The sequence below is a fragment of the Tsukamurella asaccharolytica genome (assembly GCF_007858435.1).
In the GTDB taxonomy this organism is placed as follows: Bacteria; Actinomycetota; Actinomycetes; order Mycobacteriales; family Mycobacteriaceae; genus Tsukamurella; species Tsukamurella asaccharolytica.
This window is the reverse complement of sequence record NZ_VIGW01000008.1, coordinates 1-26,590: the sequence shown is the minus strand read 5'-3', so window position 1 is coordinate 26,590 and position 26,590 is coordinate 1. Positions and strand designations below refer to the sequence as shown.

General features: G+C 71.9%; 21 protein-coding genes and 2 rRNA genes. 10 read left to right on the top strand and 13 right to left on the bottom strand.

The annotated features are described in order from the left end of the window. Positions 1-18: 18 nt before the first annotated feature. Together gcl and FK529_RS14580 are read left to right on the top strand one after the other, a co-directional pair. The gene (gene gcl / locus FK529_RS14585) at positions 19-1,851 is read left to right on the top strand and encodes a glyoxylate carboligase (RefSeq protein ID WP_146562445.1); all 1,833 of its coding nucleotides are present in this window, start codon (positions 19-21) and stop codon (positions 1,849-1,851) included. 8 nt (positions 1,852-1,859) lie between these two features. Further along, the gene (locus FK529_RS14580) at positions 1,860-2,990 is read left to right on the top strand and encodes a glycerate kinase (RefSeq protein ID WP_146562443.1); all 1,131 of its coding nucleotides are present in this window, start codon (positions 1,860-1,862) and stop codon (positions 2,988-2,990) included. A gap of 9 nt (positions 2,991-2,999) precedes the next feature. On the opposite strand, the gene FK529_RS14575 is transcribed toward FK529_RS14580, so the two are convergent. After that, a complete protein-coding gene (locus FK529_RS14575) occupies positions 3,000-3,359 on the bottom strand; it encodes a nuclear transport factor 2 family protein (protein ID WP_146562441.1) in 360 nt (119 codons plus the stop codon). Between the two features lie 70 nt (positions 3,360-3,429). Here FK529_RS14575 and FK529_RS14570 point away from each other — a divergent pair, with 70 nt between their 5' ends. The 5 genes from FK529_RS14570 (at position 3,430) to FK529_RS14550 (ending at position 11,458) form a co-directional block, all read left to right on the top strand. Continuing rightward, positions 3,430-4,311 carry a LysR family transcriptional regulator gene (locus FK529_RS14570; RefSeq protein ID WP_146562439.1) on the top strand — a complete coding sequence of 294 codons (882 nt, stop codon included), beginning with the start codon at positions 3,430-3,432 and terminating at the stop codon, positions 4,309-4,311. A gap of 9 nt (positions 4,312-4,320) precedes the next feature. Continuing rightward, positions 4,321-6,363, top strand: coding sequence for an ATP-dependent DNA helicase (locus FK529_RS14565; RefSeq protein WP_146562437.1), 2,043 nt, complete (start codon positions 4,321-4,323; stop codon positions 6,361-6,363). A 117-nt stretch (positions 6,364-6,480) separates the two neighbouring features. Next, positions 6,481-8,481: an alpha-1,4-glucan--maltose-1-phosphate maltosyltransferase gene (locus tag FK529_RS14560; RefSeq protein WP_146562435.1), complete on the top strand. Its 2,001-nt coding sequence runs from the start codon at positions 6,481-6,483 to the stop codon at positions 8,479-8,481. Positions 8,482-8,522: 41 nt separating this feature from the next. Then, the gene (glgB, locus tag FK529_RS14555; protein WP_146562432.1) at positions 8,523-10,718 is read left to right on the top strand and encodes a 1,4-alpha-glucan branching protein GlgB; all 2,196 of its coding nucleotides are present in this window, start codon (positions 8,523-8,525) and stop codon (positions 10,716-10,718) included. Further along, on the top strand, positions 10,715-11,458 hold the full coding sequence (locus FK529_RS14550; protein ID WP_231703094.1) for an MBL fold metallo-hydrolase: 744 nt from the start codon (positions 10,715-10,717) through the stop codon (positions 11,456-11,458). The genes glgB and FK529_RS14550 overlap by 4 nt, the downstream gene beginning before the upstream one ends. Before the next feature lie 18 nt (positions 11,459-11,476). On the opposite strand, the gene FK529_RS14545 is transcribed toward FK529_RS14550, so the two are convergent. Further along, positions 11,477-12,871, bottom strand: coding sequence for a malate:quinone oxidoreductase (locus FK529_RS14545; protein WP_146562658.1), 1,395 nt, complete (start codon positions 12,869-12,871; stop codon positions 11,477-11,479). A gap of 89 nt (positions 12,872-12,960) precedes the next feature. On the opposite strand from FK529_RS14545, the gene FK529_RS14540 reads away from it, so the two are divergent. After that, positions 12,961-13,836, top strand: a complete 876-nt coding sequence (locus FK529_RS14540; RefSeq protein ID WP_146562429.1) for a LysR family transcriptional regulator — start codon at positions 12,961-12,963, stop codon at positions 13,834-13,836. A 22-nt stretch (positions 13,837-13,858) separates the two neighbouring features. On the opposite strand, the gene FK529_RS14535 is transcribed toward FK529_RS14540, so the two are convergent. From FK529_RS14535 to FK529_RS14505, 7 genes are all read right to left on the bottom strand, one after another. Beyond that, positions 13,859-15,280 carry an acyl-CoA synthetase gene (locus FK529_RS14535; RefSeq protein ID WP_146562427.1) on the bottom strand — a complete coding sequence of 474 codons (1,422 nt, stop codon included), beginning with the start codon at positions 15,278-15,280 and terminating at the stop codon, positions 13,859-13,861. 76 nt (positions 15,281-15,356) lie between these two features. Continuing rightward, positions 15,357-16,289 (bottom strand): alpha/beta hydrolase, encoded by a 933-nt coding sequence (locus FK529_RS14530; protein WP_158635128.1) that lies wholly within the window; start codon positions 16,287-16,289, stop codon positions 15,357-15,359. Between the two features lie 176 nt (positions 16,290-16,465). Continuing rightward, positions 16,466-17,521 (bottom strand): ABC transporter substrate-binding protein, encoded by a 1,056-nt coding sequence (locus tag FK529_RS14525; protein ID WP_205124397.1) that lies wholly within the window; start codon positions 17,519-17,521, stop codon positions 16,466-16,468. Between the two features lie 246 nt (positions 17,522-17,767). Further along, positions 17,768-18,742, bottom strand: coding sequence for a tetratricopeptide repeat protein (locus tag FK529_RS14520; RefSeq protein WP_331456330.1), 975 nt, complete (start codon positions 18,740-18,742; stop codon positions 17,768-17,770). A gap of 59 nt (positions 18,743-18,801) precedes the next feature. After that, positions 18,802-21,747, bottom strand: a complete 2,946-nt coding sequence (locus FK529_RS14515) for an alpha/beta fold hydrolase (protein WP_146562422.1) — start codon at positions 21,745-21,747, stop codon at positions 18,802-18,804. A gap of 65 nt (positions 21,748-21,812) precedes the next feature. Further along, a complete protein-coding gene (locus FK529_RS14510; RefSeq protein ID WP_146562420.1) occupies positions 21,813-22,175 on the bottom strand; it encodes a DUF3817 domain-containing protein in 363 nt (120 codons plus the stop codon). Positions 22,176-22,189: 14 nt separating this feature from the next. Then, on the bottom strand, positions 22,190-23,416 hold the full coding sequence (locus FK529_RS14505; protein ID WP_146562418.1) for an acetyl-CoA C-acetyltransferase: 1,227 nt from the start codon (positions 23,414-23,416) through the stop codon (positions 22,190-22,192). 52 nt (positions 23,417-23,468) lie between these two features. Between FK529_RS14505 and mce the strand changes: the two genes are divergently transcribed. Further along, positions 23,469-23,984, top strand: coding sequence for a methylmalonyl-CoA epimerase (gene mce / locus FK529_RS14500; RefSeq protein WP_146562416.1), 516 nt, complete (start codon positions 23,469-23,471; stop codon positions 23,982-23,984). Positions 23,985-24,062: 78 nt separating this feature from the next. Then, the gene (locus tag FK529_RS14495) at positions 24,063-25,121 is read left to right on the top strand and encodes a coiled-coil domain-containing protein (protein ID WP_146562414.1); all 1,059 of its coding nucleotides are present in this window, start codon (positions 24,063-24,065) and stop codon (positions 25,119-25,121) included. Here the strand turns inward: FK529_RS14495 and FK529_RS14490 are convergent. The 4 genes from FK529_RS14490 to FK529_RS14475 all read right to left on the bottom strand — a co-directional run. Further along, positions 25,118-25,411, bottom strand: a complete 294-nt coding sequence (locus FK529_RS14490; protein ID WP_146562412.1) for an Rv1322 family protein — start codon at positions 25,409-25,411, stop codon at positions 25,118-25,120. The genes FK529_RS14495 and FK529_RS14490 overlap by 4 nt on opposite strands. After that, entirely contained in the window at positions 25,411-26,106 is a 696-nt protein-coding gene (nucS, locus tag FK529_RS14485) for an endonuclease NucS (RefSeq protein WP_193559708.1), read from the bottom strand. The genes FK529_RS14490 and nucS overlap by 1 nt, the downstream gene beginning before the upstream one ends. Before the next feature lie 150 nt (positions 26,107-26,256). Next, positions 26,257-26,373 (bottom strand): 5S ribosomal RNA (gene rrf, locus FK529_RS14480). 137 nt (positions 26,374-26,510) lie between these two features. Further along, positions 26,511-26,590, bottom strand: a 23S ribosomal RNA gene (locus tag FK529_RS14475); the annotation flags it as partial.

The following is a 26,590-nucleotide window of genomic DNA, read 5'->3' as shown; positions in this document are numbered from 1 at the left end:
AGACATTGGAGAACTGACATGGCTCGTATGCGTGCCGCCGAAGCAGCGGTCAAGATCCTGGAGATCGAGGGCGCCACCCAGGCGTTCGGCGTGCCCGGCGCCGCCATCAACCCCTTCTACGCGGCGATGCGCGCCCACGGCGGCATCGGCCACGTGCTGGCCCGGCACGTCGAGGGCGCCTCGCACATGGCGGAGGGTTACACCCGCGCGGAGGCCGGCAACATCGGCGTCTGCATCGGCACGTCCGGTCCCGCCGGCACCGACATGATCACCGGGCTGTACTCGGCCATGGCCGATTCCATCCCGATCCTCGCCATCACCGGCCAGGCGCCCGTCGCGCGCCTGCACAAGGAGGACTTCCAGGCGGTCGACATCGCCTCCATCGCCAAGCCCGTCACGAAAATGGCCGTCACCGTGCTGGAGCCGGCCCAGGTGCCCGGCGTCTTCGCGCAGGCCTTCCACCTCATGCGTTCGGGTCGGCCCGGCCCCGTCCTCATCGATCTGCCCATCGACGTGCAGCTCGCCGAGATCGAGTTCGACCCGGACACCTACGCCCCGCTGCCGGTGCACAAGCCCGCCGCGACGCGGGCGCAGGCCGAGAAGGCATTGGACTTGCTGGCCGCGGCGGAGCGCCCGCTCATCGTGGCCGGCGGCGGCATCATCAACGCCGACGCCTCCGAGAAGCTGGTGGAGCTCGCCGAGCTGCTGGACGTTCCGGTGATCCCGACCCTGATGGGCTGGGGCAGCATCCCGGACGATCACCGCCTTGCGGCGGGCATGGTGGGACTGCAGACGGCACACCGCTACGGCAACGCGACGATGCTCGCCGCGGACTTCGTGCTGGGCATCGGCAACCGGTGGGCGAACCGCCACACCGGCGGCCTCGACGTCTACCGTGCGGGCCGCACGTTCGTGCACATCGACATCGACCCGACCCAGATCGGCCGGGTCTTCGCCCCCGACTACAGCATCGTCTCCGACGCCGGGGCCGCCCTCGATCAGCTGGTCGAGATCGCCCGCGAGCGCAGGTCCGCGGGCACCCTCGTGGACCGCTCGGCGTGGGTCGAGTCCTGCGCCGAGCGCAAGCGGACCATGCAGCGCCGCACCCACTTCGATGACATTCCGGTGAAGCCGCAGCGGGTCTACGAGGAGATGAACCGGGTCTTCGGGCGGGACACGCGCTACGTCAGCACCATCGGCCTGTCGCAGATCGCGGGCGGGCAGTTCCTGCACGTCTTCAAGCCGCGGCACTGGATCAACTGCGGCCAGGCCGGCCCGCTCGGGTGGACCATCCCGGCGGCCCTCGGCGTGGTCACCGCCGATCCGTCCGCGGACGTCGTCGCACTCTCGGGCGACTACGACTTCCAGTTCATGATCGAGGAACTGGCGGTCGCCGCGCAGTTCAACCTTCCCTACGTGCACGTCGTGGTGAACAACTCCTACCTGGGCCTGATCCGCCAGGCGCAACGCGCCTTCGACATGGACTTCCAGGTCCAGCTGGGCTTCGACAACATCAACGCCGATACCAGCGACACCCATGGCGACGCCTCCGCTCACACCGGCTCCGACCCCATGCCCTTGGCCCCCAAGGGCTACGGCGTCGACCACGTGAAGGTCGCGGAGGGTCTGGGCTGCAAGGCGCTGCGGGTCACCGACCCCGCCGACATCGCGGCTACCCTGACACGGGCGCAGACGATGGCGCGCGAGCACCGGGTCCCGGTGGTCGTCGAGATCTTCCTCGAGCGCGTCACCAACATCGCGATGGGCACCGAGCTCGACAACGTCGCCGAGTTCGAGGACCTCGCGTCCGTCGGCACCGACGCGCCCACCGCGCTCCTGCTCCTGGACTAGGTGACGACATGACGACGGTGTTGCTCGCGCCCGACAAGTTCAAAGGCTCGCTGTCCGCCGCCGGCGTCGCCGACGCCCTGGCGCTCGGCATCGCGGACGTCGCGCCGGACTGGGTGTGCGTCCGGGCGCCGATCGCGGACGGCGGGGACGGCACCGTCGACGCCGCCGTGGCCGCGGGCTGGGAGCGGGTGCCCGTGGACACCACCGGCCCGACGGCGCTCCCGCACACCACGTCGTACGCCCGCGACCGTGACGCCGCGGTGGTGGAGTTGGCCTCCGCCGTCGGGCTCGAGCTCCTGCCCGGCGGGGTGCCGGACGCGCTGGGCGCCACGACCTTCGGCCTGGGGACGGTGATCCGGCACGCCCTCGAACACGGCGCCCGGTCGATCGTGATCGGACTGGGCGGGAGCGCGTCGACCGACGGCGGTGCGGGCATGCTGCAGGCGCTCGGGGTGACGATCACCGACCGCGCGGGCGCGCCCGTCCGGCCCGGAGGCACCGCCCTCCTGCAGGCCGCGCGTGTCGACCTCTCCGGCCTGCTCCCCGCGGCCCGCGCGGCCCGGTTCACCCTCGCCTGCGACGTCGACAACCCGCTGCTCGGCCCCCGCGGCGCCGCCGCCGTCTACGGCCCCCAGAAGGGGGCCGACCCGTCGCAGGTCACCCTGCTCGACGGCGCCCTGTGCACCTGGGCCGACGTGATCGCGGAGGCGACGGGAGCCGACGTGCGGGAGGCGCCGGGCGCGGGCGCCGCCGGCGGTACGGGCTTCGGCGCGATGGCCGTGCTCGGCGCCGTGGCGCGGCCCGGGGTCGAGATCGTGCTCGAGTTGGCCGGCTTCGCGGAGAAGGTGCGCGCGGCCGATCTGGTGATCACCGGCGAGGGCTCACTGGACGCGCAGTCCCTGCACGGCAAGGCCCCGGTCGGCGTCGCAGCGGCGGCCCGCGCGGCGGGCGCACCGGTGGTCGCCGTCGCCGGGCGCAGCGCGCTCACCGCGGATCAGCTGCACGCGAACGGATTCCGGCAGGCGATCGCGCTCTCGGACCTCGAGCCCGACCCCGCGGTCTCGATCGCGAACGCGGCGCAGTTGCTGCGCCGCGTCGGCGGGTCGATCGCCGCGGATTGCTCCGCGCGGCTGCGCTGAACGGCCGGGTCAGGCGGAGGCGGCCAGGATCTCCCGCGGATCGAAGGTCACGTTCACCGCGGTGATCAGCCCTTCCTCCACGTGCGTCCAATTGGCGACCGCCGTCGCGGGAGCCCCACTCATGGCCAGGTCGAACCAGGTTATGACGTCGCTGTCGTCGGCGACGCGGGCGCGGACCCGCAACGACTCGGTGGTGGAGGCCATTCCGGCGAGCCCCCGGAGGAACTCGTCGGGGCCGTGCGCGACACCGAAGACTCCGGTGAAGACGCAGTCGGGAGCGAGGAAGGCCCTCAGGGGCGCGAAGTCCCCCGCCTCCCAGCAGGAGAAGTAGGTCTCGGCAAGGGTACGGGGCGTGATGTTCTCGGTCATGACTCCACTCTGCGGCCGCGCCGAACATAAGTCCAACAGCTGGATCAGATCAGAAGTATCATCATCAGTGATGGAACTGCACCAGCTGCGCTACCTCGTCGCCGTCGCCGACCGCGGCTCCTTCACCGCCGCCGCCGACGCGCTGCACGTCGCCCAGTCCGGCGTTTCCGCGCAGGTCGCCAAGCTCGAGCGCGAGCTGGGCCACCGGCTGCTCGACCGGGGGACGCGCACCGTCGGGCTGACGCCCGAGGGGGCCGAGCTCCTCCCCCACGCCCGGGCCGCCCTGGCTGCGGTCGAGACCGTGCGCACCGTCGCCGACGAGCTGACCGGCGTGGTCCGCGGGCACGTGCGCCTGGGCACCGTCATCGGCTGCACGATCCCCGGCTACCTGTCCGGCTTCGCCGCGTTCCGAGCACACCACCCGGCCATCACGGTCGAGGTCACCGAGGGCAACTCGGACGAGCTGATCGCGGACCTGCTGACCGGGGCGCTCGACGTGGCCCTGGTCGCGCACGGCGATCCGCTGCCCGGGGCGATCGCGGCGCACCCCCTGATCCGCGAGCCTCTGGCCGCCGTCGTTCCGACCGGCCACGCCTGGGCCGGGCGCAGCACGGTGACGTGCTCGGAGCTCGCCGGCACGACGGTGCTGTGCCTGCCACCGGGCACGGGCGTACGGACCGCACTGGCGCACACCTGCGCCGCCGAGCGCACCGTCGTCGAGCCGACGGTCCAGGCGCACTCCCCCGAGGCGGTGATGGCGCTCGCCGAACGCGGCGCGGGCGTCGCGGTGCTCACGGAGTCGATGGCCGCCGGACGTCCGGGGGTGACGACGGTGCCGCTGGCCCGGTCCGCGCGGACCAACCTGTCCCTCGCGACGCGCGCGGCACCGTCGGCCGCGGCAGCCGCGATGTCCCGCACGCTCCTGGAGCACCTCGCGGCGTCCGACCGGTAGGCTCTCCGGGTGACCGAACCGCCGATCGTGCCGAAACTGCTGGACACCGCGGTCACCGCGCTCGGCGGCAGCAGGCGCGACGGGCAGGTCCGCATGGCCGCCGCTGTCGCCCACTCGCTGGACACGGGTGAACACCTCGCCGTCCAGGCGGGCACCGGAACCGGCAAGTCGCTCGCCTACCTGGTGCCCGCGATCCGGCACGCCGTGACCACCGGCAAGACCGTCGTCGTGAGCACCGCGACCATCGCGCTGCAGAGCCAGCTCGTGGACCGCGACCTGCCGCGGCTGGCGAAGGCACTCAAGAAGGACCTGGGGCGCGAGATCGAGTTCGCCATCCTCAAGGGCCGCGGAAACTACCTGTGCCTCAACAAGTTGCACAGCTCGGTAGCCTCCGAACCGGACAGCGAGGAGCTCTTCGACCCCTTCGCCGCCTCACGGCTCGGCAGGGAGATGAAGCGGCTGCGCGAGTGGAGCAGCGACACCGAGACGGGAGACCGGGACGAGGTGACCCCCGCGGTCTCCGACCAGTCCTGGCGCCTGGTCAGCGTCGGTGCCCGCGAGTGCCTCGGCGCCACCAACTGCACGTACGGCCAGGACTGCTTCGCCGAGGCCGCGCGCAAGCGCACCGGGCAGGTGGACGTGGTGGTCACCAACCACGCGCTGCTCGCGATCGACGCGATGACCGAGGTCAAGGTGCTACCCGACCACGACGCCGTCATCGTCGACGAGGCGCACGAGCTGGTGGACCGAGTCACCTCCGTCGCCACCGCCGAACTGACGGGCGCCGTCGTCGCGGCCGCGGCGCGCCGCGCCGGCAAGCTCGTCGAGGAGGAGATCGCCGACGCGCTCGTCGCGGCATCGGAGGGCCTGACCCGCCTGCTCGACGACTCCGGCACGCGTCGTTGGCTCGGCCTGCCCGACGGAGCCGGACCGGCCCTGGCCGCCGTCCGCGACGCCGCCTGGGCCACCCGCACCGCCGTCGGTCCTGCCCGCGGCGCCAACCTCGACTCCGATGCGGCGGCCGCCCGCAGCGCCGCCCTCACTGCGCTCGACGACGTGCACGACACCGCTGTCCGCGTGCTCACCGCGTTCGACGAGCCCGACGAGTCCAAGCGCCGCGACGTGGTGTGGACCTCCGACGTGCCCAACCGCGGCGGCGGCTTCCGCAGGACGCTGTACGTCGCGCCGCTGTCCGTGGGCGGCCTGCTGCGCACCCGCCTGTTCGGCGAGTCGACGGTGGTCCTGACCTCGGCGACGCTGGCCGTCGGCGGCGCCTTCGACACCGTCGCCGGCTCCTGGGGCCTGCCCCGCTCGGACGGCGCACCATCGGCCGGATCCGACCGCGACCCGGCGCTGGCGACCGGCACGAAGCCCGATGCGAAACTGGAGTGGAGCCACATCGACGTCGGCTCGCCCTTCGACTACGCCAAGAGCGGGATCCTGTACGTCGCGACGAAGCTGCCGCCGCCCGGGCGCGACGGGACCGCGCCCGCGATCCTCGACGAGATCGAGACGCTGCTCTCCGCGGCGGGCGGCCGCACCCTGGGGTTGTTCAGCTCCACGCGGGCCGCGAAGGCGGCGGCGGAGGCCCTGCGCGAGCGGGTGGAGACGCCCATCCTGTGCCAGGGCGAGGGCAACACCGGGCAGCTGGTGCGGGATTTCGCCGCCGACCCGGCGACCTCGCTGTTCGGCACCCTCAGCCTGTGGCAGGGCGTCGACGTGCCCGGACCGTCGCTCTCGCTCGTGCTCATCGACCGGATTCCCTTCCCCCGCCCCGACGACCCGCTGCTGACCGCCCGGCAGCGCGCCGTCGAATCGCGCGGCGGCAACGGGTTCATGGCCGTCGCCGCGACCCACGCTGCCCTGCTGCTGGCGCAGGGCGTGGGCCGGCTGCTGCGCTCGACGGAGGACAAGGGCGTGGTCGCGGTCCTCGACTCGCGGCTCGCGACGGCCCGCTACGGCGCCTTCCTCCGGGCCTCGCTCCCGCCGTTCTGGGAGACCGCGAACCGGGATACCGCCGTCGCGGCGCTCGAGCGCCTCGCGCGGCCCTGACCACGGTTTCCGGACCCGTCCGGGCACAAGCGGACGGCCTGCGGGCGGGGCCGCGCAGGGCCCACCCGACCGGGAGTACTCCCCCGCGAACCGGCCACGTCGACTACCGTTGATCCGGTGACAGGGCGCATCGGCATCGACGACATCGAACCCGTGGTGTCGGGCGGGCAATACCCGAGCAAGGCGGTCGTCGGCGAGGTCGTGCCGGTGTCCGCCACCGTCTGGCGCGAGGGGCACGACGCCGTCGCGGCCTCGGTCGTCGTGACGGGTCCGGACGGCACGTCCACCTACATCCGCATGTCCCCCGCGGCGGAGCCGGATCGCTTCCACGCCGTCTTCCGCCCGGATCTCACGGGGTACTGGTCGGTGCGGATCGAGGGCTGGTCCGACCCGGCCACCACCTGGCGCGGCGCCGTGCAGAAGAAGCTCGCCGCCGGTCAGGGCCCCGCGGAGCTCGCGAACGACCTCGAGCTCGGGGCGCGCCTGCTCGACCGCGCCGCCGCCGGCGTACCCGACGGTGACCGCGGCCCGGTCCTCGCCGCCGCGGCCGCACTCCGCAACGGCGACCGCAGCCTGGTCGAACGCACCGGCGCCGCACTGCATCCCGACATCACCCGGCTGCTGCAGCAGTACCCGGTGCGAGAGCTGATCACCAAGTCCCGCACGTACCGGGTGTGGGTGGATCGCACGCGCGCCCTGTTCGGCTCCTGGTACGAGCTCTTCCCCCGCTCCACCGGCGGCTGGGACGCCGAGGGCAGGCCCGTGCACGGCACCTTCCACACCGCCGCCGAGGACCTGCCGCGCATCGCCGAGATGGGCTTCGACGTCGTCTACCTCCCGCCGATCCACCCGGTGGGCACCGTGAACCGCAAGGGCCGCAACAACACCCTGACGCCCGGCCCGGACGACGTGGGATCACCGTGGGCCATCGGCTCCGCCGCGGGCGGACACGACGCAGTGGACCCCGCGCTCGGCACGCTGGACGACTTCGACCACTTCACCCAGCGCGCCCGCGACCTGGGCATGGAGGTGGCGCTCGACCTGGCCTTCCAGGCGGCGCCCGATCATCCCTGGGCGACCGAGCACCCGGAGTGGTTCACCGTGCTGCCCGACGGCACCATCGCCTACGCCGAGAACCCGCCGAAGAAGTACCAGGACATCTACCCGATCAACTTCGACGACGACCGGACGGGCATCTACCGGGAGCTGTTGCGGGTCACTCTGTTCTGGGTGCAGCGCGGCATCGAGATCTTCCGGGTGGATAACCCGCACACCAAGCCGCCGGACTTCTGGTATTGGCTGATCGCCGAGGTGAAGAAGGTCAACCCGAACGTCCTGTTCCTGGCCGAGGCCTTCACCCGCCCCGCGCGGATGTACGGGCTCGCCAAGGCCGGCTTCACGCAGAGCTACACCTACTTCACGTGGCGCACCGCGAAGTGGGAGCTGGAGGAGTTCGCGCGCGAGCACGCGGCACAGGCCGACGTGTGCCGCCCGAACCTGTGGGTGAATACGCCGGACATCCTGCACGAGAGCCTGCAGCACGGCGGTCCCGGCATGTTCGCGATCCGGTCCGCGCTGGCGGGCACCCTCTCCCCCAGCTGGGGCATGTACTCGGGCTTCGAGCTCTACGAGCACGTGCCGGTCCGCGAGGGCAGCGAGGAGTACCTCGACTCCGAGAAGTACGAGCTGCGTCCCCGCGACTACAAGGCGGCGCAGAGCCGCGGCGAATCCCTGGAGCCGTGGATCACCCGGCTCAACGAGATCCGCCGTCGGCACCCCGCGCTGCAGCAACTGCGCAACCTGCACTTCCACGCCGTCGACAACGACGCCCTGATCGCCTACAGCAAACACGATGCGACCACCGGCGACCTGGTGCTGGTGGTGGTGAACCTCAACCCGTTCGGGGCCGAGACGGGCAACGTCTGGCTGGACCTACCCGCGCTCGGGCGGGACTGGCACGAGCGCTTCCCGGTGCGCGACGAGGTCTCCGGCGAGGTCTACCACTGGGGGCAGGCGAACTTCGTACGACTCGAGCCCTGGCGCAACGTGGCCCATATCCTCGTACTCCCCCAACTCGACCCGCAGCAGCGACGGGAATTGTCGTACCGGGAGCCCTAGCGGCGCACCGGACCTGCACCCGCTGAGGAAGGCCCCACGCAATGACCGAGAACCCTGCCGCCGCAGCGGCCGTCGACCCCGACACCGCCGCACGCCTGCTCTCCGGTGCCTACCACGATCCGCACGCGATCCTGGGCGCGCATCCCACCGCGCGCGGCACCGTGCTCCGCACGCTGAAGCCCGGCGCGACCGCCGTGGCGGCGGTGATCGGCGGCGAGCGCCATCCGCTGGCGCAGCTGCAGGGCGCGCTGTGGGGCGCGGAGGTTCCGATCAGCGATCTCGCCGACTACCGGTACGAGGTGCTCTACCCGGGCAGCAGCACCGTCGTGGCCGACGGATACCGCTTCCTGCCGACGATCGGCGAGCTCGACCAGCACCTGATCTCCGAGGGCCGGCACGAACGGCTGTGGGACGTGCTCGGCGCGCACCTGCGCAGCTACACCACCCCGGACGGCGAGGTGACGGGGACCTCCTTCGCCGTGTGGGCCCCGAACGCCCGCGGCGTCACCGTGATCGGCGATTTCGAGTACTGGTCGGGAGAGTCCTACCCCATGCGCACGCTCGGCTCGTCCGGCGTGTGGGAGGTCTTCGTGCCCGGCGTCGGGGACGGCGCGGCGTACAAGTTCCGGATCTTCACCGAGGGCGGTGGCACCGTCGAGAAGGCCGACCCGATGGCCCGGCGCACCGAGATCCCCCCGGCGACCGCGTCGGTGGTCACGCACAGCACGCACGAGTGGCGCGACGGCGCGTGGATCGCCGAGCGGGCCAAGCAGATCCCCACCGACCGTCCGATGAGCACCTACGAGGTGCACCTCGGCTCGTGGCGGCAGGGCCTGAGCTACCTGGACCTCGCGCGCGAGCTGGCCGAGTACGTCACCGAGACGGGCTTCACGCACGTCGAGCTGATGCCCGTCGCCGAGCATCCGTTCGGCGGGTCCTGGGGGTACCAGGTCACGTCGTACTACGCCCCCACCTCCCGGTTCGGCACTCCGGACGAGTTCCGCGAGTTCGTGGACGTGCTGCACGAGCGCGGGATCGGCGTCATCGTGGACTGGGTGCCGGCCCACTTCCCCAAGGACGCCTGGGCACTCGCGCGGTTCGACGGCAAGGCGCTCTACGAGCACGGCGACCCGCAGCGCGGAGAGCAGCTCGACTGGGGCACCTACGTCTTCGACTTCGGCCGACGAGAGGTGCGGAACTTCTTGGTGGCCAACGCCCTGTACTGGTTCGACGAATTCCACGTCGACGGCCTGCGGGTGGACGCGGTGGCGTCGATGCTCTACCTCGATTACTCGCGGCCCGAGGGCGGGTGGACGCCGAACGTCTACGGCGGGAGGGAGAACCTGGAGGCGGTGGAGTTCCTCCAGGAGATGAACGCCACCGTGCACAAGCTCTTCCCGGGCGTAGTCACCGTCGCCGAGGAGTCGACGAGCTGGCCGGGCGTGACCCGCCCCACGAACCTCGGCGGGCTCGGCTTCACGATGAAGTGGAACATGGGCTGGATGCACGACACCCTGGGCTACCTGGGGCGCGATCAGGTGCACCGCAACTTCCACCACCACGAGGTCACCTTCTCGCTGATGTACGCGTGGAGCGAGAACTTCGTGCTCCCGATCAGCCACGACGAGGTCGTGCACGGCAAGGGCACGCTGTGGTCGCGCATGCCGGGCGACGCGCACACCAAGGCGTCGGGCGTGCGCGCGCTGCTCGCGTACATGTGGGGCCATCCCGGTAAGCAGCTGCTGTTCATGGGCCAGGAGTTCGGCCAGGCCCGGGAGTGGTCCGAGGAGCGCTCCCTCGACTGGGACAGCCTGGACGGCTGGGAGGGCGAGCTGCACGCCGGGATCCAATCGCTGACCAGGGATCTCAACGCCGCGTATCGGTCGCACCCCGCGCTGTGGAGCCAGGACACCACCCCGTCGGGCTACGAATGGGTGGACGCCAACGACTCCCAGAACAACGTGCTCAGTTTCCTGCGCTGGGGCAGCGACGGTTCCGTCGTGCTGTGCCTGTACAACTTCTCGGGACAGACGCACGAGCGCTACCGCGTGGGCGTGCCCTTCGCGGGCTCGTGGCGCGAGATCCTCAACACCGACTCCACCGACTACGAGGGCACGGGCGCGGGCAACCTGGGCGGCGTCACCGCAGAACCGCGGTCCTGGCACGGCCGCGAGGCCTCCGCCGAGGTCGTCCTCGGCCCGAACTCCGCCCTCTGGCTCACCTTCGACGGGCAATGATGCGCGAACTCGCCGCCGGCGTCTGGCTCGGCGCCGGCACCCACGTCAACTTCCTCGCGCTGGTCGACGGTGCCGAGGTCACGCTGATCGACGCGGGCTGGGCGGGCGACGCCGACCGCGTCGAGGCGCAGCTGGCGTCGATCGGCCGCCGCCCGCAGGACATTCGCGCGATCCTGGTGACCCACGCGCACGTCGACCACGTGGGCGGCATCGCGAAGCTGCACACGCGGTACGGCACGCCGGTCCTCGCCCACCCCGACGAGCTGGCGCACGCGCGCGGTGAGACGCACGAGCAGGTGGCGCCGCTCGGCCTGCTGCCGATCGCGTGGCGCCCGCGCACGCTGCGCTGGATGGCGGACGTCGCCCGGGTGGGGGCGCTCGGCCACGTCGCGATGCCCTATGCCCAGCCCTTCACGGTGCCGCCGGACGGCGGGGCGCTCGACCTGCCCGGCGCCCCGGCCCCCGTGCTCTGCGCCGGTCACACGTCGGGGCACACCGCCTACCTCGTGCCCGGTGGGGTCGTCGCGACGGGCGACGCTCTGGTGACGGGCCACCCGCTCGCGGGTACGACGGGGCCGCAGCTGCTGCCGGGCTTCTTCAGCCACGACGTGTCCCGCACCCTCGCGACTCTGGACGCGATCGCCGGGCTGGACGCGGACCAGCTGGCCCCCGGCCACGGCGAGCCGTGGCGCGGGGACCCCGCCGATGCCGTCGCGCGGGCGCGCGCCACCGCCGGGTGACGACGTCGAGGGAGCGATTCATCGCGGGCCCTGGGGCACGGAACCGAATTCGGGCTGCCCGCCCGAGTGGAGGATCCCCCACCGGACGAGGAGGTCCTGCATGATCGGCACCGCGGTGCTCGCACCGGGCGACGCACCGAGCAGGCCCGCGATGGTGCCGTCCGCGCCCGTGACGAGCTCGGTGCCCTGCTGCAGGACGCCGATGCGGCGCCGGTCCGGCGTCACGAGCTGGGCCCGCTGACCGGCGGGGACCAGCTCCCAGTCCGCCGGATCGGCGGCGGGGTAGAACCGTCGCAGCTGCGCGAACTTCGCCCGCCGGCTCGCCGCGAGCTGCGCGATCAGGTACCGCACCAGGCCCAGATTCTGCAGCGCGGCGGCGGCGACCACGGGGAGGTTGCCGGGCCGCAGCGTGGTGAAGAAGTCGCTGAGCCGGCCGCGCGTGAGCAGCTTCGTGCTGAACGTGGCGTACGGGCCGAACAGGAGGTGGTCGGCACCGTCGACGTACCGGCGGTCCAGGTGCGGCACCGACATGGGCGGCGCGCCGATCTCCGCCTGCCCGTACACCTTCCCGTCGAGACGGCGCGCGATCTCGGGGTCGGAGCAGCGCAGGAACGCGGCCCCGACGGGGAGCACGGCGTAGCCGCGCACCTCCGGCAGCCGGGCACTCTGCAGCAGCCGCAGGGCCTTGCCGCCGGCACCCACGAAGACGCGGCGAGCGCGGATCGCGAAGCGCCCCTGCGGTCCTCGGCCGCGGACCGTCCAGCCGGCGAGGGTGCGGCGCAGACGGGTCACCTCGTGGCCGAAGCGCACCTCGCCCCCGGCGTCCGTGAGGATCGCCGTGAGACCGCGGGTGAGCGCCCCGAAGTCGACGTCGGTGCCGCCGGGGTGGCGGGTCGCGGCGATGCGGCCCCACATCGACTCGGGCCCTCGGCCCTCCATGACCAGCGGCGCCCACTGCCGGATCGTCTCCGGATTCTCGGTGTACTCCATCGCCGCGAACTCCGGGTACGCGCGCAGGGTCTCGTAGCGCTGTCTGAGGTAGCTCATATCGCGCTCGCCGAAGACCACGTCGAGGTGCGGGGTCGGGTGCAGGAAACCCCCGTCGAGGCGACCGTCCGCCACGAGGCCGTCCCACCACGCGCGGGTGCGCCCGAACTGCTCGACCATGGACAGGGGCTTCGTGGCATCCGCGGGGTCGGGCATGTAGTTGAGCTCGCAGAAGCCGGTGTGGCCGGTCCCGGCGTTGTTCCAGGGCCCACTGCTCTCGGTGGCGAGCGCGTCGGCGCGCTCCAGGAGCAGGATCCGCCACTCGGGCCGCTCCTGGGCGAGCATCGCGCCGAGCGTAGCGGACATGATGCCGCCGCCGATCAGGACGACGTCGGCGTCGAACGCCGGGGTGGAGTGCGTGAGCATCGGATCCTCCTTGTACGGGGTGTCGAGGTCCAGCATCGGCCGCCACGAACTATCCGTCCAATGAGGAATCGCAGCGATATCATCCGAATATGGATCAATGGCTGAGCCTCCTCGCACCACAGCTCCAGGCACTCACCGCCCTCGCGGCGCACGACGGACACATGACCCGCGCCGCGGCCGCCCTCGACATCCCGCAGTCGTCCATGAGCCGCCGGATCCACGCCCTCGAGGCCGACCTGAAGACGCCGCTGCTCCTGCACGCCGGTCGCACCGTGCGGCTCACCGCGGCCGGCGAGGACCTGGCCCGCCGGATCCGGGAGCCCCTGCGCGAGCTGGGACTCGCCATCGACGCGGTGGTCGGCGAGGGCGACGGCGAACACGGCACGGTCCGCTTCGGCTTCCCGCTCACCATGGGCTCGGGCCGCCTACCGGACCTGCTCTCCGCGTTCCGGCACGCGCATCCGGGGATCACCGTGACCCTCAAGCAGGGGCACGGCTCCGAACTCGTGCGCGACCTCGAGACGGGTGCGCTGGACCTCGCCGTCACCATCCCGCCGCCGGAGCGGTTGCCGCACGCCGTGGTCGGCTCGCAGGAGATCCTGGCAGTGCTCCCGCGCACCCACCCGCTCGCGGGAGCGCGTCGGATCCGGCTGGCGCAGTTGCGGTCCGAGACCTTCATCGCCAACCCGCCCGACTACCACCTGCGCGGCAGCACCGAGCGCTGGTGCGCCGCCGCCGGATTCGCGCCGGCGATCGCCGTGGAGGTCACCGAGTTCTCGACGATCCGTGAGCTGATCGCCCGCCGACTCGGCGTCGCCCTGCTCCCGCACGACGACCGCGCACCGTCGGACGTGGTGGAAGTGCCGCTCGAGGGCGAGCACCGCCGCGCGATCGCCCTCGCCCGCGCGACGACCAGCCTCGCCCCCGCCACCCGGCACCTGCACGACTTCGTGCTGTCCTGGTGAGGCCGGCGGGCCACGCTCGCGGTCACCCCAGGAGCAGCTTCTTCTGCACCTTTCCCATCGGGTTGCGCGGGAGATCGTCGACGAAGCGGATCTCGCGCGGCCGCTTGTGCTTCGACAGGGTCTTCCCCACGAACTCGACGATCGCGGCGGCCGCGGCGTCATCGCGCGCCCCGTCGGTGACCACGTAGGCGACGAGGCGCTGCCCGAGGTCGTCGTCGGGAAGCCCCACGACGGCGGCCTCGCGGACGTCCCCGTGGCCGAGGAGCGCGGCCTCGATCTCGCCCGCGCCCACGCGGAAGCCTCCGGTCTTGATGAGGTCGGTGGAGGCGCGTCCGACGATGCGGTGGAAGCCGCCCGCGTCGATGACCGCGACGTCGCCCGTGTCGAACCAGCCGTCGCCGACCCAGGATTCGGCGGTGGCGTCGGGGCGGTTCAGGTACTGGGTACCGACCATCGGGCCGCGGATCTGGAGGGCCCCGATCGCCTCGCCGTCGTGCGGCGCCTCCTCGCCCGATTCCGCGATGATCCGCGACTCGACGCCGGTGATCGGCAAGCCCACCCAGCCCGGGCGGCGCTCCCCGTCGACGCGGGCGCTCACGGTGATAAGGGTCTCCGTCATGCCGTAACGCTCGACGATCTCGTGGCCGGTGAGCTCGCGGATCCGCTCGAAGACGGGCGCGGGCAGGGGCGCGCTGCCGGATACCAGGAGCCGGGCGTCGCGCAGTGCCGCTGCGGATTCCGGGTCGCGCGCGATCCGGGACCACACGGTGGGCACGCCGAAGTACATCGTGCCCCCGGCCGCGGCGTAGGCCTCCGGGGTCGGCTTGCCGCTGTGCACCAGCGGGCTGCCGACGCGCAGTGGACCGAGGACGCCGAGGATCAGGCCGTGCACGTGGAACAGCGGAAGGCCGTGCACGAGGGTGTCGTTCGCGGTCCAGGCCCAGGCGTCGGCGAGCCCGTCGATGCACGCGGCGATCGCCGCGCGGCGGATCGGGACGCCCTTCGGCGCCCCCGTCGTGCCCGAGGTGTACATCAGGAGCGCGGTCGCGGCCGCGGGCGGCTCGGGGAGCGCGTGCCAGCCGCGGGCATGCTCGCGGACCGGGACAGCGGGCAGCCCGTGCGGATCGCCCGGCGTGCCGCCGAGCCACGCCTGCGCCCCGGAATCGGTGAGTACGTGCGCGATCTCGGCGCTGCCCGAGTCCGGCGGGACCGGGACGACGGGAACCCCCGCGCGCAGGCCCCCCACGATGGCGATCACGGTGGCGAGCGTCGGCTCGGCCCAGACCGCGACCGGCCCGCGCACGCCGAGCCCGTTCAACCGCTCGGCGACGGCCGTGCTGGCGCCGATCAGCTCCGTCCGGCTCAGGGTGCGCCCGCCGACGGTGACGGCCGGCTCACCGTCGGAGCCGGGCGGGACGGGCGTGATGGTGTGCGGCAGCAGCATGGTCCCAGCCTATGCCCCCTGCTCCCGGCCCAGGCCGCGCGCCGCGGACCGGCGCCGTCCCGGTGACGGGACCCGCTCAGGCGGCGCGGTACTGCAGGCGGGCGTCGAATGCCGCCTCCAGGAACAGCGTGGTGATCTGGACCGCCTGCGCGCTCTCGGGCGTTGCCCCCGCGAGCACGGGGAAGGCGTGCACGCCGCCCTCGTAAAGATGCAGCTCGCACGGCCTACCGGCGCGATCGAGGTGCTCGTGCAGCCGCTCGGCGTCGATGCGCAGCATCTCGCCGGTGCACGCGATGACGAGCGCCGGAGGGAATGCCGCCGGATCGATCTCGGTGGCGTCGTCGTGACCGCGGAAGGCGATCGGACCGCGGTCGAAGAACCGCCGGAGGCCGGCGAGCTTGCCCACGGTGAGGTAGGCGTCGTCGACGTCGTGCCGCGGATCATCGGCAGCGACGGTGGGCGTGAGCAGGGGCGAGAAGCCGAAGTACGCTGCCGGGGAGCGCACCGCGTCCATGTGGGCCAGTTCGACCACCTTCGCCGCGATGTAGCCTCCCGCGGAATCCCCGCCGACGGCGACCTGCCGGTAACGACCGGAGTCCATGACGGCCCGGTACACGCGGTAGGCGTCGTCGACGGACGTGCCGACGCCCCCGGCGGGCAGCTGGCGGTAGTCGACGTTGAAGACCGTGACGCCCAGGGCCCGGGCGAGGGCCGCGGCCAGGCGCCGGTGCGTGCCCGGCCCGCCGGTGAGGAAGGCGCCGCCGTGGTAGTAGCAGATCGCATCGTCCGGCCGCAGGTGTCCCGCGGTGGGTACCAGCCGCTCCACCGGCACACCGGAGAGCACGATCCGCTCCACCTCGACGTCGCTCGGCGTCCACCCGATGAGGTTCGCCAGGCCCTCGCTCAGGGCGAGCGGCACGAACGACCAGGACCGCACCGGGTACAGGGCGATCAAGGGCCTGAGCAGCAGGCGTGCGCCCGCGATGGCCAGGGCCGACTGAACGCTCACCCCACGATGTTCGGTGACCGACATCATCGTCTCCTCTCGCCCGGCCCGCCGAGGACCGACCAGAATCGATTCAGACTAGGCCTCTGCATCCGCTCGATCCAGCGAATCCGCCGACCCGCGTCTCGGCGTGTCACGGCCGGCGGTCGCTCCGATCGCGCAGCCGATGCCGGCCGGCATCAGTGCGGGAATCGCTCGATTTCCTTCTCGACCACCGACGCGACGCCGCGCAGTTCCGTCATCGGGTCGGCACCGCCTCGGATCACGCGGTCGAGCGCCTCGTGGTAGGCCGTCGCGCTGCGCGGCGTCCACAGCAGTGGCGTCTGGGGCCTTCCGACGGTGTTCACCAGTTCAGCGGCCTCCTTGTACAGCCCGGTCGCCAGCTTCGTGGCCTGCGGGATCAGGGAGCGGCGGGCCGGGACGTGCAGTCCGTAGGACTGCGCCCAGTCGAGCTGCAGGTCATCGCGCGTGACCCAGAGCCACCGCACGAACTCCTTCGCGCGCTCGACGTCCCCACCGGCGTTGACGACCGCGCCGTAGGCCCCGAAGGGCACGCTCGGGGCGCCGTTCGCGCCGATCGCGGGGAAGGGACGCACGCCCACGTCGGAGCCCAGCGCCGCACGGATCGCGGGCAGGGCCCACAGGCCGGTCCACTGCATCGCCGCCTGCCCCGCGAGGAAGGCGCCCGGGTCGGCCCAGTCCTGCGGTGCACCGAGCAACAGGTCCCCCGACGTGAACAGGGCCCTCAGGGTCCGCAGGCCGGATGCGACGTCCTCGTGGAGGAAGCCCGGTTTGTGGTCCGGCGTCAGGAAGTCGCGGCCGGCGGACCACAGCAGCACACCGCCGAGCACGTCCGCGCCGCCGTTGTTGCCGAGGAAGAGTCCCTTGACCGTGCCTCGGTTCAGCGCCCGCGCGGCGGACACCAGCTCGTCGAGCGTGCGCGGCGGCACCACCCCCGCCTGGTCGAGCAGCGACTTCCGGTAGACGAGCAACTGCACGTCGATGACCTGTGGAATGCCGTAGACCCGGCCGTTGTGGGTCATCCTGTCGAGCAGGGCCGGCGTGAAGTCGGAGCGGGCATCGCCCAGAAGATCGGTGAGGTCGACGACCCGGCCGTCCACGATCATGTCGATCGTGGGTCCGTTGGCGAACTCGAAGACGTCGGGACCGTCGCCGCGGACCAGCGCCGACGAGACCATCTCGTCGTAATCTCCCGGGAACGAGCTGACCCGCACGCCGCGGTCCGGGAAGTCGCCGGCGTAGCGCGCGAGCGCCTCCGGCGCGCCCTGCTCCCCGTACTGGTGGAACCAGGCCCGCAGGTCCCCCGGGGCTCGCTGCGTCCGATGTCGGTGCCGCAGGCCGCGAGCGCGCCCGCGAGGCTCAGTCCGCCGAGGCCCGCCAGCATCGCGCGCCGGGACACACCATAGTCAGACACGGGGTAAGTATCCCAAACCGTCGTCCGGTCCGCGGGCCGGGCCGCGTCAGAACAGCGCGGCCGCCAGGTCCCGGCGGGCCGCGAGCACCACGGCGTCCGCCGGGTCGAAGAGTTCGAAGAGCTCGAGCAGGCGGGTGCGCAACGCCGCACGGTCGTCGCCGGCCGTGCTGCGGATCCCGGCGATGAGCCGGTCGAAGGCATCCTTCGGCGAGCCGGTCATGAGTTCCTCGTCGGCGGCGGCCAGCGCCAGCGCGACCCGCTCCTCGCCCGTCGCACCGGTCGCCGCGTCCGCCCGCGCGATCGCGCCCGGTTCGCCGGCGGTGGCGCGGGCGAAGAAGGCCATCTGCTTGACTGCGGCGGCCGCTTCGGCGTCGCCCGGATGTGCGTGCAGGATCGCCTCGTACGCGGCGCGGGCGCCGTCGTAGTCGCCGTCGGCCGCGAGTTGTTCCGCCGCCTCGCGCCGCGGATCCGCCGGCTCCTCCCCGGCGGCCGCGCCGCCGAACTCGGGCGGGAGCTGGGCGAGCACGTCGTCGAGCCAGCCTCGCGCCGCCTGTTCCGGCTGCGCTCCGGCGAAGGCCGTGATCGCGCGGCCCGCCGCGACGGCGATCACCATCGGCACCGACTTCGCCCCGAAGGCCTGCGCCACGCCGGGGGCACTGTCGACGTCCACCCGGGCCAACGTCCACCGGCCCGCGTCGGCCGCCGCGAGCTTCTCGAGCACCGCCGACATCTCCCGCGACTGCTCGCTGTACGCGGCGGCGAGGAGCACGACCACCAACTGGTTCGCGGACCGGTCGATGACCTCGGCCGGGAAGTTCTGGTCGGTCACGTCGATCACGCCGTGACCGAGAGCGCCACCGGCCGGCCCCGCCTCGCCCGACGGTGCCGGGCGGGCCTGCTGCGCAGCCGTCGCCTCCGCCCGGGCCTTGAGGCCCGAGAGGTCGACCGCCCCCGCCATCGCTGCAGCGGTGCGCAGCACCCGTTCCTGATCCTGCCTGGATGCGCCTCGAGGTGTCGTCACGCCTCCATCTTGGCACGCCCGCCCGGCCCGCCGCCCGCGGCGACGGCCCCGCGGCCGAATCAGCGGTAGCGCTGCCGATCCGGGTCGAACCGCCACGACGTCGGGCCCGGCTCGGGCATGCCCGCCTCCGCCAGCACACTCCCGCGCGGGCGGTACCAACTGGTGAGCGGCACCTCCTCGACGATGTGCACCGCGTCGGGATACTGGCCGTGGCGTCCGGCGAAGGCATCGCTGATCTCCTCGGCGCTCAGCGCGGCGCCGCGCCGTACGGTGACCGCGGCGACGACGCGCGGCGGACCGTCGGGCGACTCGTCCGGCACCTGGTAGACGACGGCCTGCTCGACCTGCCCGAGCTGTTCCAACACATCCATGATCGGGATCGAGTACACGGGCCCGCGCTCGGTGACCGCGACGGTGCGCACGTCATCGACCATCCAGTAGTCGCCGTCCTCGTCGCGCCGGAACAGGTGGCCCGTCGAGAACCAGGCGTCGCCCGGCCGGAAGACGCCCCGCAGCAGGACGTCGCGATGGGTGACGTCCGGATCGGCGCGGCCGATGAGCACACCCACCTCGCCTGCGCCGACCTCCTGCAGGAAGCCGTCCTCGTCCTCGACGAAGCGGCCCGAGTCGATGTAGTAGTCGACGAGCGCGACGTCGGCACTGCCCGGCAGGCGCCGGCCCTTGGCCCCCGGCTTGCCGGCACGCACCTTGGCGAGCACGATCTCCCCCTCGGTGGAGGCGTAGAACTCGATGACCTGCGCGTCGAAGGTCTCGCCGACGCGGCGGGAGAGCTCCGCCGACATGCCGGAGCCGATGAAGGCGCGCACCGGGTGGTACCGCGGGATCTCCAGGCCGGGGGTGTCCAGCACCGCACGCATGAGATTCCACGTGTAGCAGACCACCGTGACCCCGTAGCGCTGGACCTCGCCCATGAATCGGTCAGGATCGAAGTCCCGGGTGAGCGCGATCCGAGAGCCGCCGGCGAGCGCCCCTCCGAGGCTGGTCATCAGACCCGAGCTGTGGCTGAGCGGGGTGAGGCAGTAGACGGTATCGCTCTGCGAGAGCCTGGCGGCCGAGGCGGTACCGAAGGCCGAGAGCGCCCACCGACCGTTCGTGACCCGCCTCGCCCGGAGCTCCCCTCCGACCTCGGAGAACATCACGAAGCCCAGGTCGCGGCTCAGACCCGCGTCGGGCCGGTACCAGCGCGGGATGCGGACGTTGTCGGGGTCGACCTGCTCGAGGTCGACGAGCTCGGCTGCGAGGTCCTGCCCTGCGGCGCCCGGCCGGTCGCGGCGGTCGCCGCCGCCGACCACGAAGACGCGCTCCGCGACCGCCGCGGCGTCCTGCGCGTGTTCGGGGTCCGTGACGACCGAGGACGCCTCACCCAGCCGCAGCGCCGCCGCGTAGTCGGTGCCGGGCGGGAGCAGTACCGCGACGGCGCCGAGCCGCGACAGCGCGGCCATCGCGACCAGCGCCGACGGCCGCGTGTGCATGAGCACGCCCACGTGCTCCCCCTGCCGCACGCCGACCTGGATCAGCCCGCTGACGACGCGGTCGATGCGCTCGTTCACCGCCTGCTTGGTGTGCACGCGGTCCGCGTAGAGGAAGAGCTCGCCGTGCGGGTCGGCCGCAGCCTGCTCGGCGAGGAGTTTGCCGAGCGAGACCTGAGTGTGGGCCTGCAACTGCCCGAGACGTGCCAGCTTCGGCAACCCGCGGGTGACCTCGCGGGCCACGGCTGAGGCCCCCGCCGCGGCGCTCGAGGCCGCGTCGAGCACATCGCGCGCGGCCACGAAGCCGACGGTGGCGATGCCGCCCAAGCCGGCGACGAGCGGATTGACGCCCACGTCGCGGCCGTCGTCGGGTTGCATCACGGCGATGTTCTCCGGTTGCGGACCGCGGCCCTCCAACCAGTTGATCCACCCCGTCACCGTCGGGTAGGTCACCGCACCCGCGGAGCTACCGACGACGAGGCCGAAGTGGCCGGCGGAGACCTGCGCCTCGTAGACCGTGGCCTTCGGCGCCGCCTGCAGGATGCCGCGGACGGCGCTCGGCCGCCCGATCTGGTCGGAGAGGCCGACGAAGGCGAGCACAGGGCTGGTGATCGACGCGAGCGAGACGGCCTCGCCGTCGATGGCGAAGCCACCGGTGAGCATGCGGTTGTGCACGACGAACTGCTTGAGCAGGTCGGCCACCGCGGGACCGGCGTAGGCGACCCAGCCGTCGGCCTCGAGGAACCGTCGCTGGTCCTCGCGCGGAAGCAGCGCGTCGCGGTCGTGCAGCTGGCGGACGAAATCGAGTCGCGAACGGACCGCCTTGACCGGGTTGAGCAACTCGAAACCGCGTTGCACCATCCAACTCGGCAGGTAGAAGCGGTTGAAGACGTGATCGGCCACGAACTCGGCGCCCTTGTTGACCAGCGCCGGCGGGGCACCCAGTGGCAGGCCCGCGGAGATGTCGACGGGGCTGCCGAAGGTGACCAGGCTCGCGATGGACCGCGACTGCCGGTAGGCGGCCACCTGGTAGCAGAACATGCCCCCCTGGGAATACCCGCCGATGTGCACGTCGCGACCGCGGAACGCCGCAACCTGATCGATGGCCTTCGAGATCGCGACGACGTGGTCGGCGAGGTTGCGCTCGAGGCCGCCCTCCTCGCGGTCGGGGGCACCGAAGTCGATGACCCACGCGTCGAGCCCGGCGCGGTGCAGCACCGAGACGGCACCGTTGGCCTCCGTCACATCGAAGACGTTGGCGTCGACCATCATGGGCGGCACCAGCAGGATCACCGGCCGGTCGTCCGCTGCGGGCTCCGGCGCCCGGTCCCCGAAGTACCGCCGCAACCGGTACATCGGCGACCGCTCGACGACCGTGAACTGCGAGGGCTTCTGCCCGGTCTCGAGGCCGCCCTGCGTGAGCACCTCGAAGCCGTTGCGTGCGGTCGCCGCCAGGCGATTCGCCGACGCCGCCAGCGCCTTCCCGCCGGGCAGCCCGCCCAGGATGTCCACCATGCGCCCCACCTCTCAGCAGCTCCGTCAGCGCATCAACGTACCGGCAGGTGGGACGTCACGGCGTCCTAACCGCCGATCACGTCGGCGCGCTCGCTCTTGCCCGTGACGGCCGTCGCGGGTGCATCGAGCTTGCCGGCCCGCTGCGCCCACACCTCGAAGACGACGGAACAGAAGGGCAGCACCGTCGCGAGCAGGCCGAGCACGAGGGTCTTGACGTCCCACTTGCGGGCGTAGGCGACGGCGAAGGTCAGCACGACCAGCACCATGAAGACGATGCCGTGCGTCATTCCGGGCTTCGCAACGGCCTCCTCGTTGCCGCCGACCCACTTGCCGTACATGCCGATCAGGAGCCACACCCAGGTGAGCGCCTCGAGGAAGGCGACGACCTTGAAGGCGGTGACGAGCTTGGACGCGAGGGATTCGTTCATCGGATCAGTGATCTCTACTTCCTGGGGACGGTGATGATGAGCGCGTCGCCCTGGCCGCCGGCGCCGCAGAGGCCGGCGGCACCGGTGCCGCCGCCGCGACGGGCGAGCTCGAGGGCGAGGTGCAGGACGATGCGGGCGCCGGACGCGCCCAGCGGGTGACCGATGGCGATCGCGCCGCCGTCGACGTTGACCTTGTCGGCGTCGACGCCGAGGTCGGCGGTGGAGGCGAGGCCGACGGCCGCGAAGGCTTCGTTGATCTCGAGCAGGTCGAGATCGGCGGGCGTGATGCCCTGCTTCTCGCACGCCTTCGTGATGGCGTTCGAGGGCTGGTGCTGCAGCGAGGAGTCCGGGCCGGCGACGACACCGTGCGCGCCGATCTCGGCGAGGTAGTCCAGGCCGAGCGCCTCCGCCTTGCTCTTGCGCATGACGATGACCGCGACGGCCCCGTCGGTGAGCTGCGAGGCGTTGCCCGCGGTGATGCTGCCGTCCTTGGTGAAGGCCGGGCGCAGTTTCGCCAACGACTCGACGGTGGTGTCGCCGCGGACGCCCTCGTCCTCGGTCACGCGGATCGGCTCACCCCGGCGCTGCGGGATCTCGACGGGCACGACCTCGTCGGCGAACTTGCCGGCGGCCCAGGCCTCCGCGGCCTTGCGGTGCGAGTCGGCGGCGAAGACGTCCTGCTCCTCGCGCGAGTAGGTCACGGTGTCCGTGGTGTTGAGCTGCTCGGTGAGTCCGCCCATCGGCTGGTCGGTGAAGACGTCGTGCAGGCCGTCGTAGGCGGTGTGATCGAGCATCTCGATGCTGCCGTACTTGTGGCCCTCGCGGCTGCCGGTGAGCAGGTGCGGCGCCTGCGTCATCGACTCCTGACCGCCGGCGACGACGACCTCGTACTCGCCGGCGCGGATCAGCTGGTCGGCGAGGGCGATCGCGTTGATGCCCGACAGGCACATCTTGTTGATGGTCAGCGTGGGCACGTCCCACGGCACGCCGCCCGCGATCGCGGCTTGGCGGGCGGGCATCTGCCCGGCGCCGGCGGTGAGCACCTGGCCCATGATGACGTAGTCGATCGTCTGCGGGTCGATACCGCTCTTCTCCAGCGCGCCGCGAATGGCGACGGCGCCGAGGTCGGTCCCCGATTGCGACTTGAGCGCGCCGAGGAGCTTGCCGAAGGGCGTCCGAGCGCCGGCGACGATGACCGTCGGATCGTTGCTGGGATCCTGATGAGATACGTGCGGAGCCACTTCGTTCCTCCTCGTGGGCAGGGGTCTTCCACCTCAACGCTACATTCGAGGCATGACAGAGAGCCAATCGCCCGGATCCGATCGCGCCGCACACGGCGAGCACCCCGCCGCCCACGGGGTCCCGGCCGAATACGTGCTGGGTATCGACCACGTCGGCGTCGCCGTGTCCGATTTCGACGCGGCCCTCGAGTGGTACGCCCGCGTCCTGGGCATGGTGTGCACGCACGAGGAGGTCAACGAGGCGCAGGGCGTGCGCGAGGGCATGCTCTCGCCCGCCTCCCTCCTGGCGGACGACGGCGCACCGTCGACCGGGGCCCAGCTGCAGGTCCTCGCGCCGCTGACCCCCGAGTCGACCATCGCGAAGTTCCTCGACCGCTCCGGCCCGGGCATGCAGCAGCTGGCCTACCGGGTCTCGGACCTCGCGGCCGTCACGGCCCACCTGCACGAGCAGGGCGTACGCACTCTGTACGACGCCCCGCGCGGCGGCACCGCGGGCTCGCGGATCAACTTCGTGCACCCGAAGGACGCCGGCGGCATCCTCGTGGAGTTGGTCGAGCCCGCATCCTGACCCGCGACCTGCCCACATTTCGGAACATTCGCTACTGCTGACGCCGCCCGCGCGGGCCGCCCACGTACCATTCGGAGCATGGCGAATACGGACAACACCCCGGGCGGCCCGGCGCCCGCACCGTTCGCGGTGGTCCTGCGTGGGTACGACCGGGACCAGGTCACCGAGCAGTTCCACCGGTATCAGGCCGAGCTGCGGGTACTCGCCGCCGACCGGGACGCGGCATCGGCGCACGCGCGCGAGCTGACGGACCTGCTCGACGAGGCACAGGACGAGATCGACAACCTGCGCCGCGAGGTGGACCGCCTCAGCGTCCCCCCGACGAGCGCCGAGGGCATGAGCGACCGCATCGCCCGGATGATGCGCCTCGCCTCGGACGAGGCCTCCGAGATCCGCGCCGCCGCCGAGAACGAGTCCGCGGAGGTGCGCTCCCTGGCCCGTCAGGAGGCCGAGACCACCCGCCGCGAGGCCGAGGCGCTGCTCTCCGACATGACCGCACGGCGCGAGGCCATGGAGTCCGAGCACGCGAAGACCATGCGTGACGCGCAGGCCGAGGCCGCCCGCATCAAGGCCGAGGCGGAGGCCGCGGCGGAGAAGCTGGCGCAGTCCGCCGCGGAGAACCGCGAGCGCGTCCAGAACGATTTCGACTTGGCGATGTCGATGCGCCGCGACAAGGCGATCCGCACGATCACCGAGCTCGAGGACGCCTCGAAGGACGAGGCGCGGGACCGCATCGACGCGGCGAACGAGCGGGCCGAGCAGACGCTCAACACCGCGAACGCCACGGCGGAGCAGAAGCTCGAGGACACCAACACCCGCATCGCGACACAGGTGGCGAACGCTCGCCGGATCACCGAGGACATGCAGACGCTGCGTGCCTCCATCCTCGATCAGCTGGAGACGGTGCGCCGCCAGCTCTCCCTGGTGCCAGAGGCGCTGGCCACCGGCGACAGCGAGTCGCAGGTCATCGAAAGGCGGATCGATCCCGCGCCCTTCACCGCCGCCCCCGCCCCCAGGGCAGAGCACGTCGGGGACGACGTCCCCACCGCCGCGCAGCGCGCGCACCAGGTGCTGGGCGCTGACGATTTCGCCGCCGACGACACGGTCACGCAGCAGGTGGCGATCGAGAAGCGTTAGCGGGCGCGCCGGCCGGCCTCCCTGGACCAACACCCGCGGTGCCAGTGCCGCCGGTCGGCCACGCCCCCGCTCTCGGCCGACGGCCAGACCACGACATGCGCCGTACCCGCCGCGATCACCTGATGGCATCCCGGGCAGCGGTAGTCCTTCACAGCACCGCTGCCGGTGACGGTGCGGACCTGGAAGGCCTCGTCGCCGACCTCGACCCGCGAACCGAAACCGCCCGCACCGAGGGGGCGTTGCCCCTCGCGCGCGGCCGCCCGCTTCCGGGAGACGGGCTTGCGGCCCATCAGAAGAGCTTGTAGGACGTGTCCTCGGTGCCGCGCAGCGCGTCGTAATCGACGGTGACGCACCGAATGCCGCGGTCCTCCGCCAACGTGCGGGCCTGAGGCTTGACCTGTTGGGCCGCGAGGATGCCCGTGACGGGCGCGATGAGCGGGTCCCGGTTGAGGAGCTCGAGGTAGCGGGTCAGCTGCTCCACACCGTCGATCTCCGCGCGGCGCTTGACCTCCACCGCGACCGTGCCGCCGTCCGCATCACGGCACAGCAGGTCGACGGGGCCGACGGCGGTCATGTACTCGCGCCGGATCAGGGTGTACCCCTCCCCGAACGTGTGGGTGTGCTCCGCCAGCAGCTCCTGTAGGTGCGCTTCGACGCCGTCCTTCACCAGGCCGGGGTCGACGCCCAGGTCATGACTGCTGTCGTGCTCGACCTCGCCGATCAGAATGCGGAGCTGCTCCTCCGCCTTGTTCCGCACGATCCACAGCTGGTGCCCCTCCGGCACGTCCTTGGCATCCTCGGCCGACGGCGTGGTCTCGAGCCAGCAGGGCGGGCTCATCCAGTTCAGGGGCTTGTAGGCGCGGTCGTCCGCATGGATGCTCACGGACCCGTCGGCCTTGACCAGGATCAGCCGCCGGGCCTTCGGCAGGTGGGCCGTGAGCCGCCCCACGTAGTCGACCTGGCATTCGGCAATCACGACACGCACGGCGCCCACTTTACGGCACGAATTCGACGGTGCCGCGCACCCTCGGAGCGCGCGGCCGGCACCGCTCCGGTTCCCGCACACGAAAAACACCCCCGCGCCGGGAGCATCTCTGCTCACCGACCCGAGGGTGTTCTCCTGTATCTAATTTTAGTCCGGCGGTGTCCTACTCTCCCACACCCTCGCGAGTGCAGTACCATCGGCGCTGGAGGGCTTAGCTTCCGGGTTCGGAATGGAGCCGGGCGTTTCCCCTCCGCTATGGCCGCCGTAACACTGCGAAACAACACTTGTGTGCTGTCTCAGACATTGCATAGTGGACGCGAACCGGCTGATGCCGGCTTCTGTTGTTGTTACACGCTCTTCATTCTGTGAGCTCGAAGTGTGCTCGTTTTGGCGAATGTTATGTGTGTGGTAAGCCCTCGACCGATTAGTACCAGTCACCTACACGCATTACTGCGCTTCCAGTTCTGGCCTATCAACCCCATAG

Coding starts and splice junctions, on each gene's coding strand:
- gcl (WP_146562445.1), top strand. CDS start 19: ATGGCTCGTATGCGTGCCGCCGAAGCAGCGGTCAAGATCCTGGAGATC.
- FK529_RS14580 (WP_146562443.1), top strand. CDS start 1,860: ATGACGACGGTGTTGCTCGCGCCCGACAAGTTCAAAGGCTCGCTGTCC.
- FK529_RS14575 (WP_146562441.1), bottom strand. CDS start 3,359: ATGACCGAGAACATCACGCCCCGTACCCTTGCCGAGACCTACTTCTCC.
- FK529_RS14570 (WP_146562439.1), top strand. CDS start 3,430: ATGGAACTGCACCAGCTGCGCTACCTCGTCGCCGTCGCCGACCGCGGC.
- glgB (WP_146562432.1), top strand. CDS start 8,523: ATGACCGAGAACCCTGCCGCCGCAGCGGCCGTCGACCCCGACACCGCC.
- FK529_RS14550 (WP_231703094.1), top strand. CDS start 10,715: ATGATGCGCGAACTCGCCGCCGGCGTCTGGCTCGGCGCCGGCACCCAC.
- FK529_RS14545 (WP_146562658.1), bottom strand. CDS start 12,871: ATGCTCACGCACTCCACCCCGGCGTTCGACGCCGACGTCGTCCTGATC.
- FK529_RS14540 (WP_146562429.1), top strand. CDS start 12,961: ATGGATCAATGGCTGAGCCTCCTCGCACCACAGCTCCAGGCACTCACC.
- FK529_RS14535 (WP_146562427.1), bottom strand. CDS start 15,280: ATGCTGCTGCCGCACACCATCACGCCCGTCCCGCCCGGCTCCGACGGT.
- FK529_RS14515 (WP_146562422.1), bottom strand. CDS start 21,747: ATGGTGGACATCCTGGGCGGGCTGCCCGGCGGGAAGGCGCTGGCGGCG.
- FK529_RS14510 (WP_146562420.1), bottom strand. CDS start 22,175: ATGAACGAATCCCTCGCGTCCAAGCTCGTCACCGCCTTCAAGGTCGTC.
- mce (WP_146562416.1), top strand. CDS start 23,469: ATGACAGAGAGCCAATCGCCCGGATCCGATCGCGCCGCACACGGCGAG.
- FK529_RS14495 (WP_146562414.1), top strand. CDS start 24,063: ATGGCGAATACGGACAACACCCCGGGCGGCCCGGCGCCCGCACCGTTC.
- FK529_RS14490 (WP_146562412.1), bottom strand. CDS start 25,411: ATGGGCCGCAAGCCCGTCTCCCGGAAGCGGGCGGCCGCGCGCGAGGGG.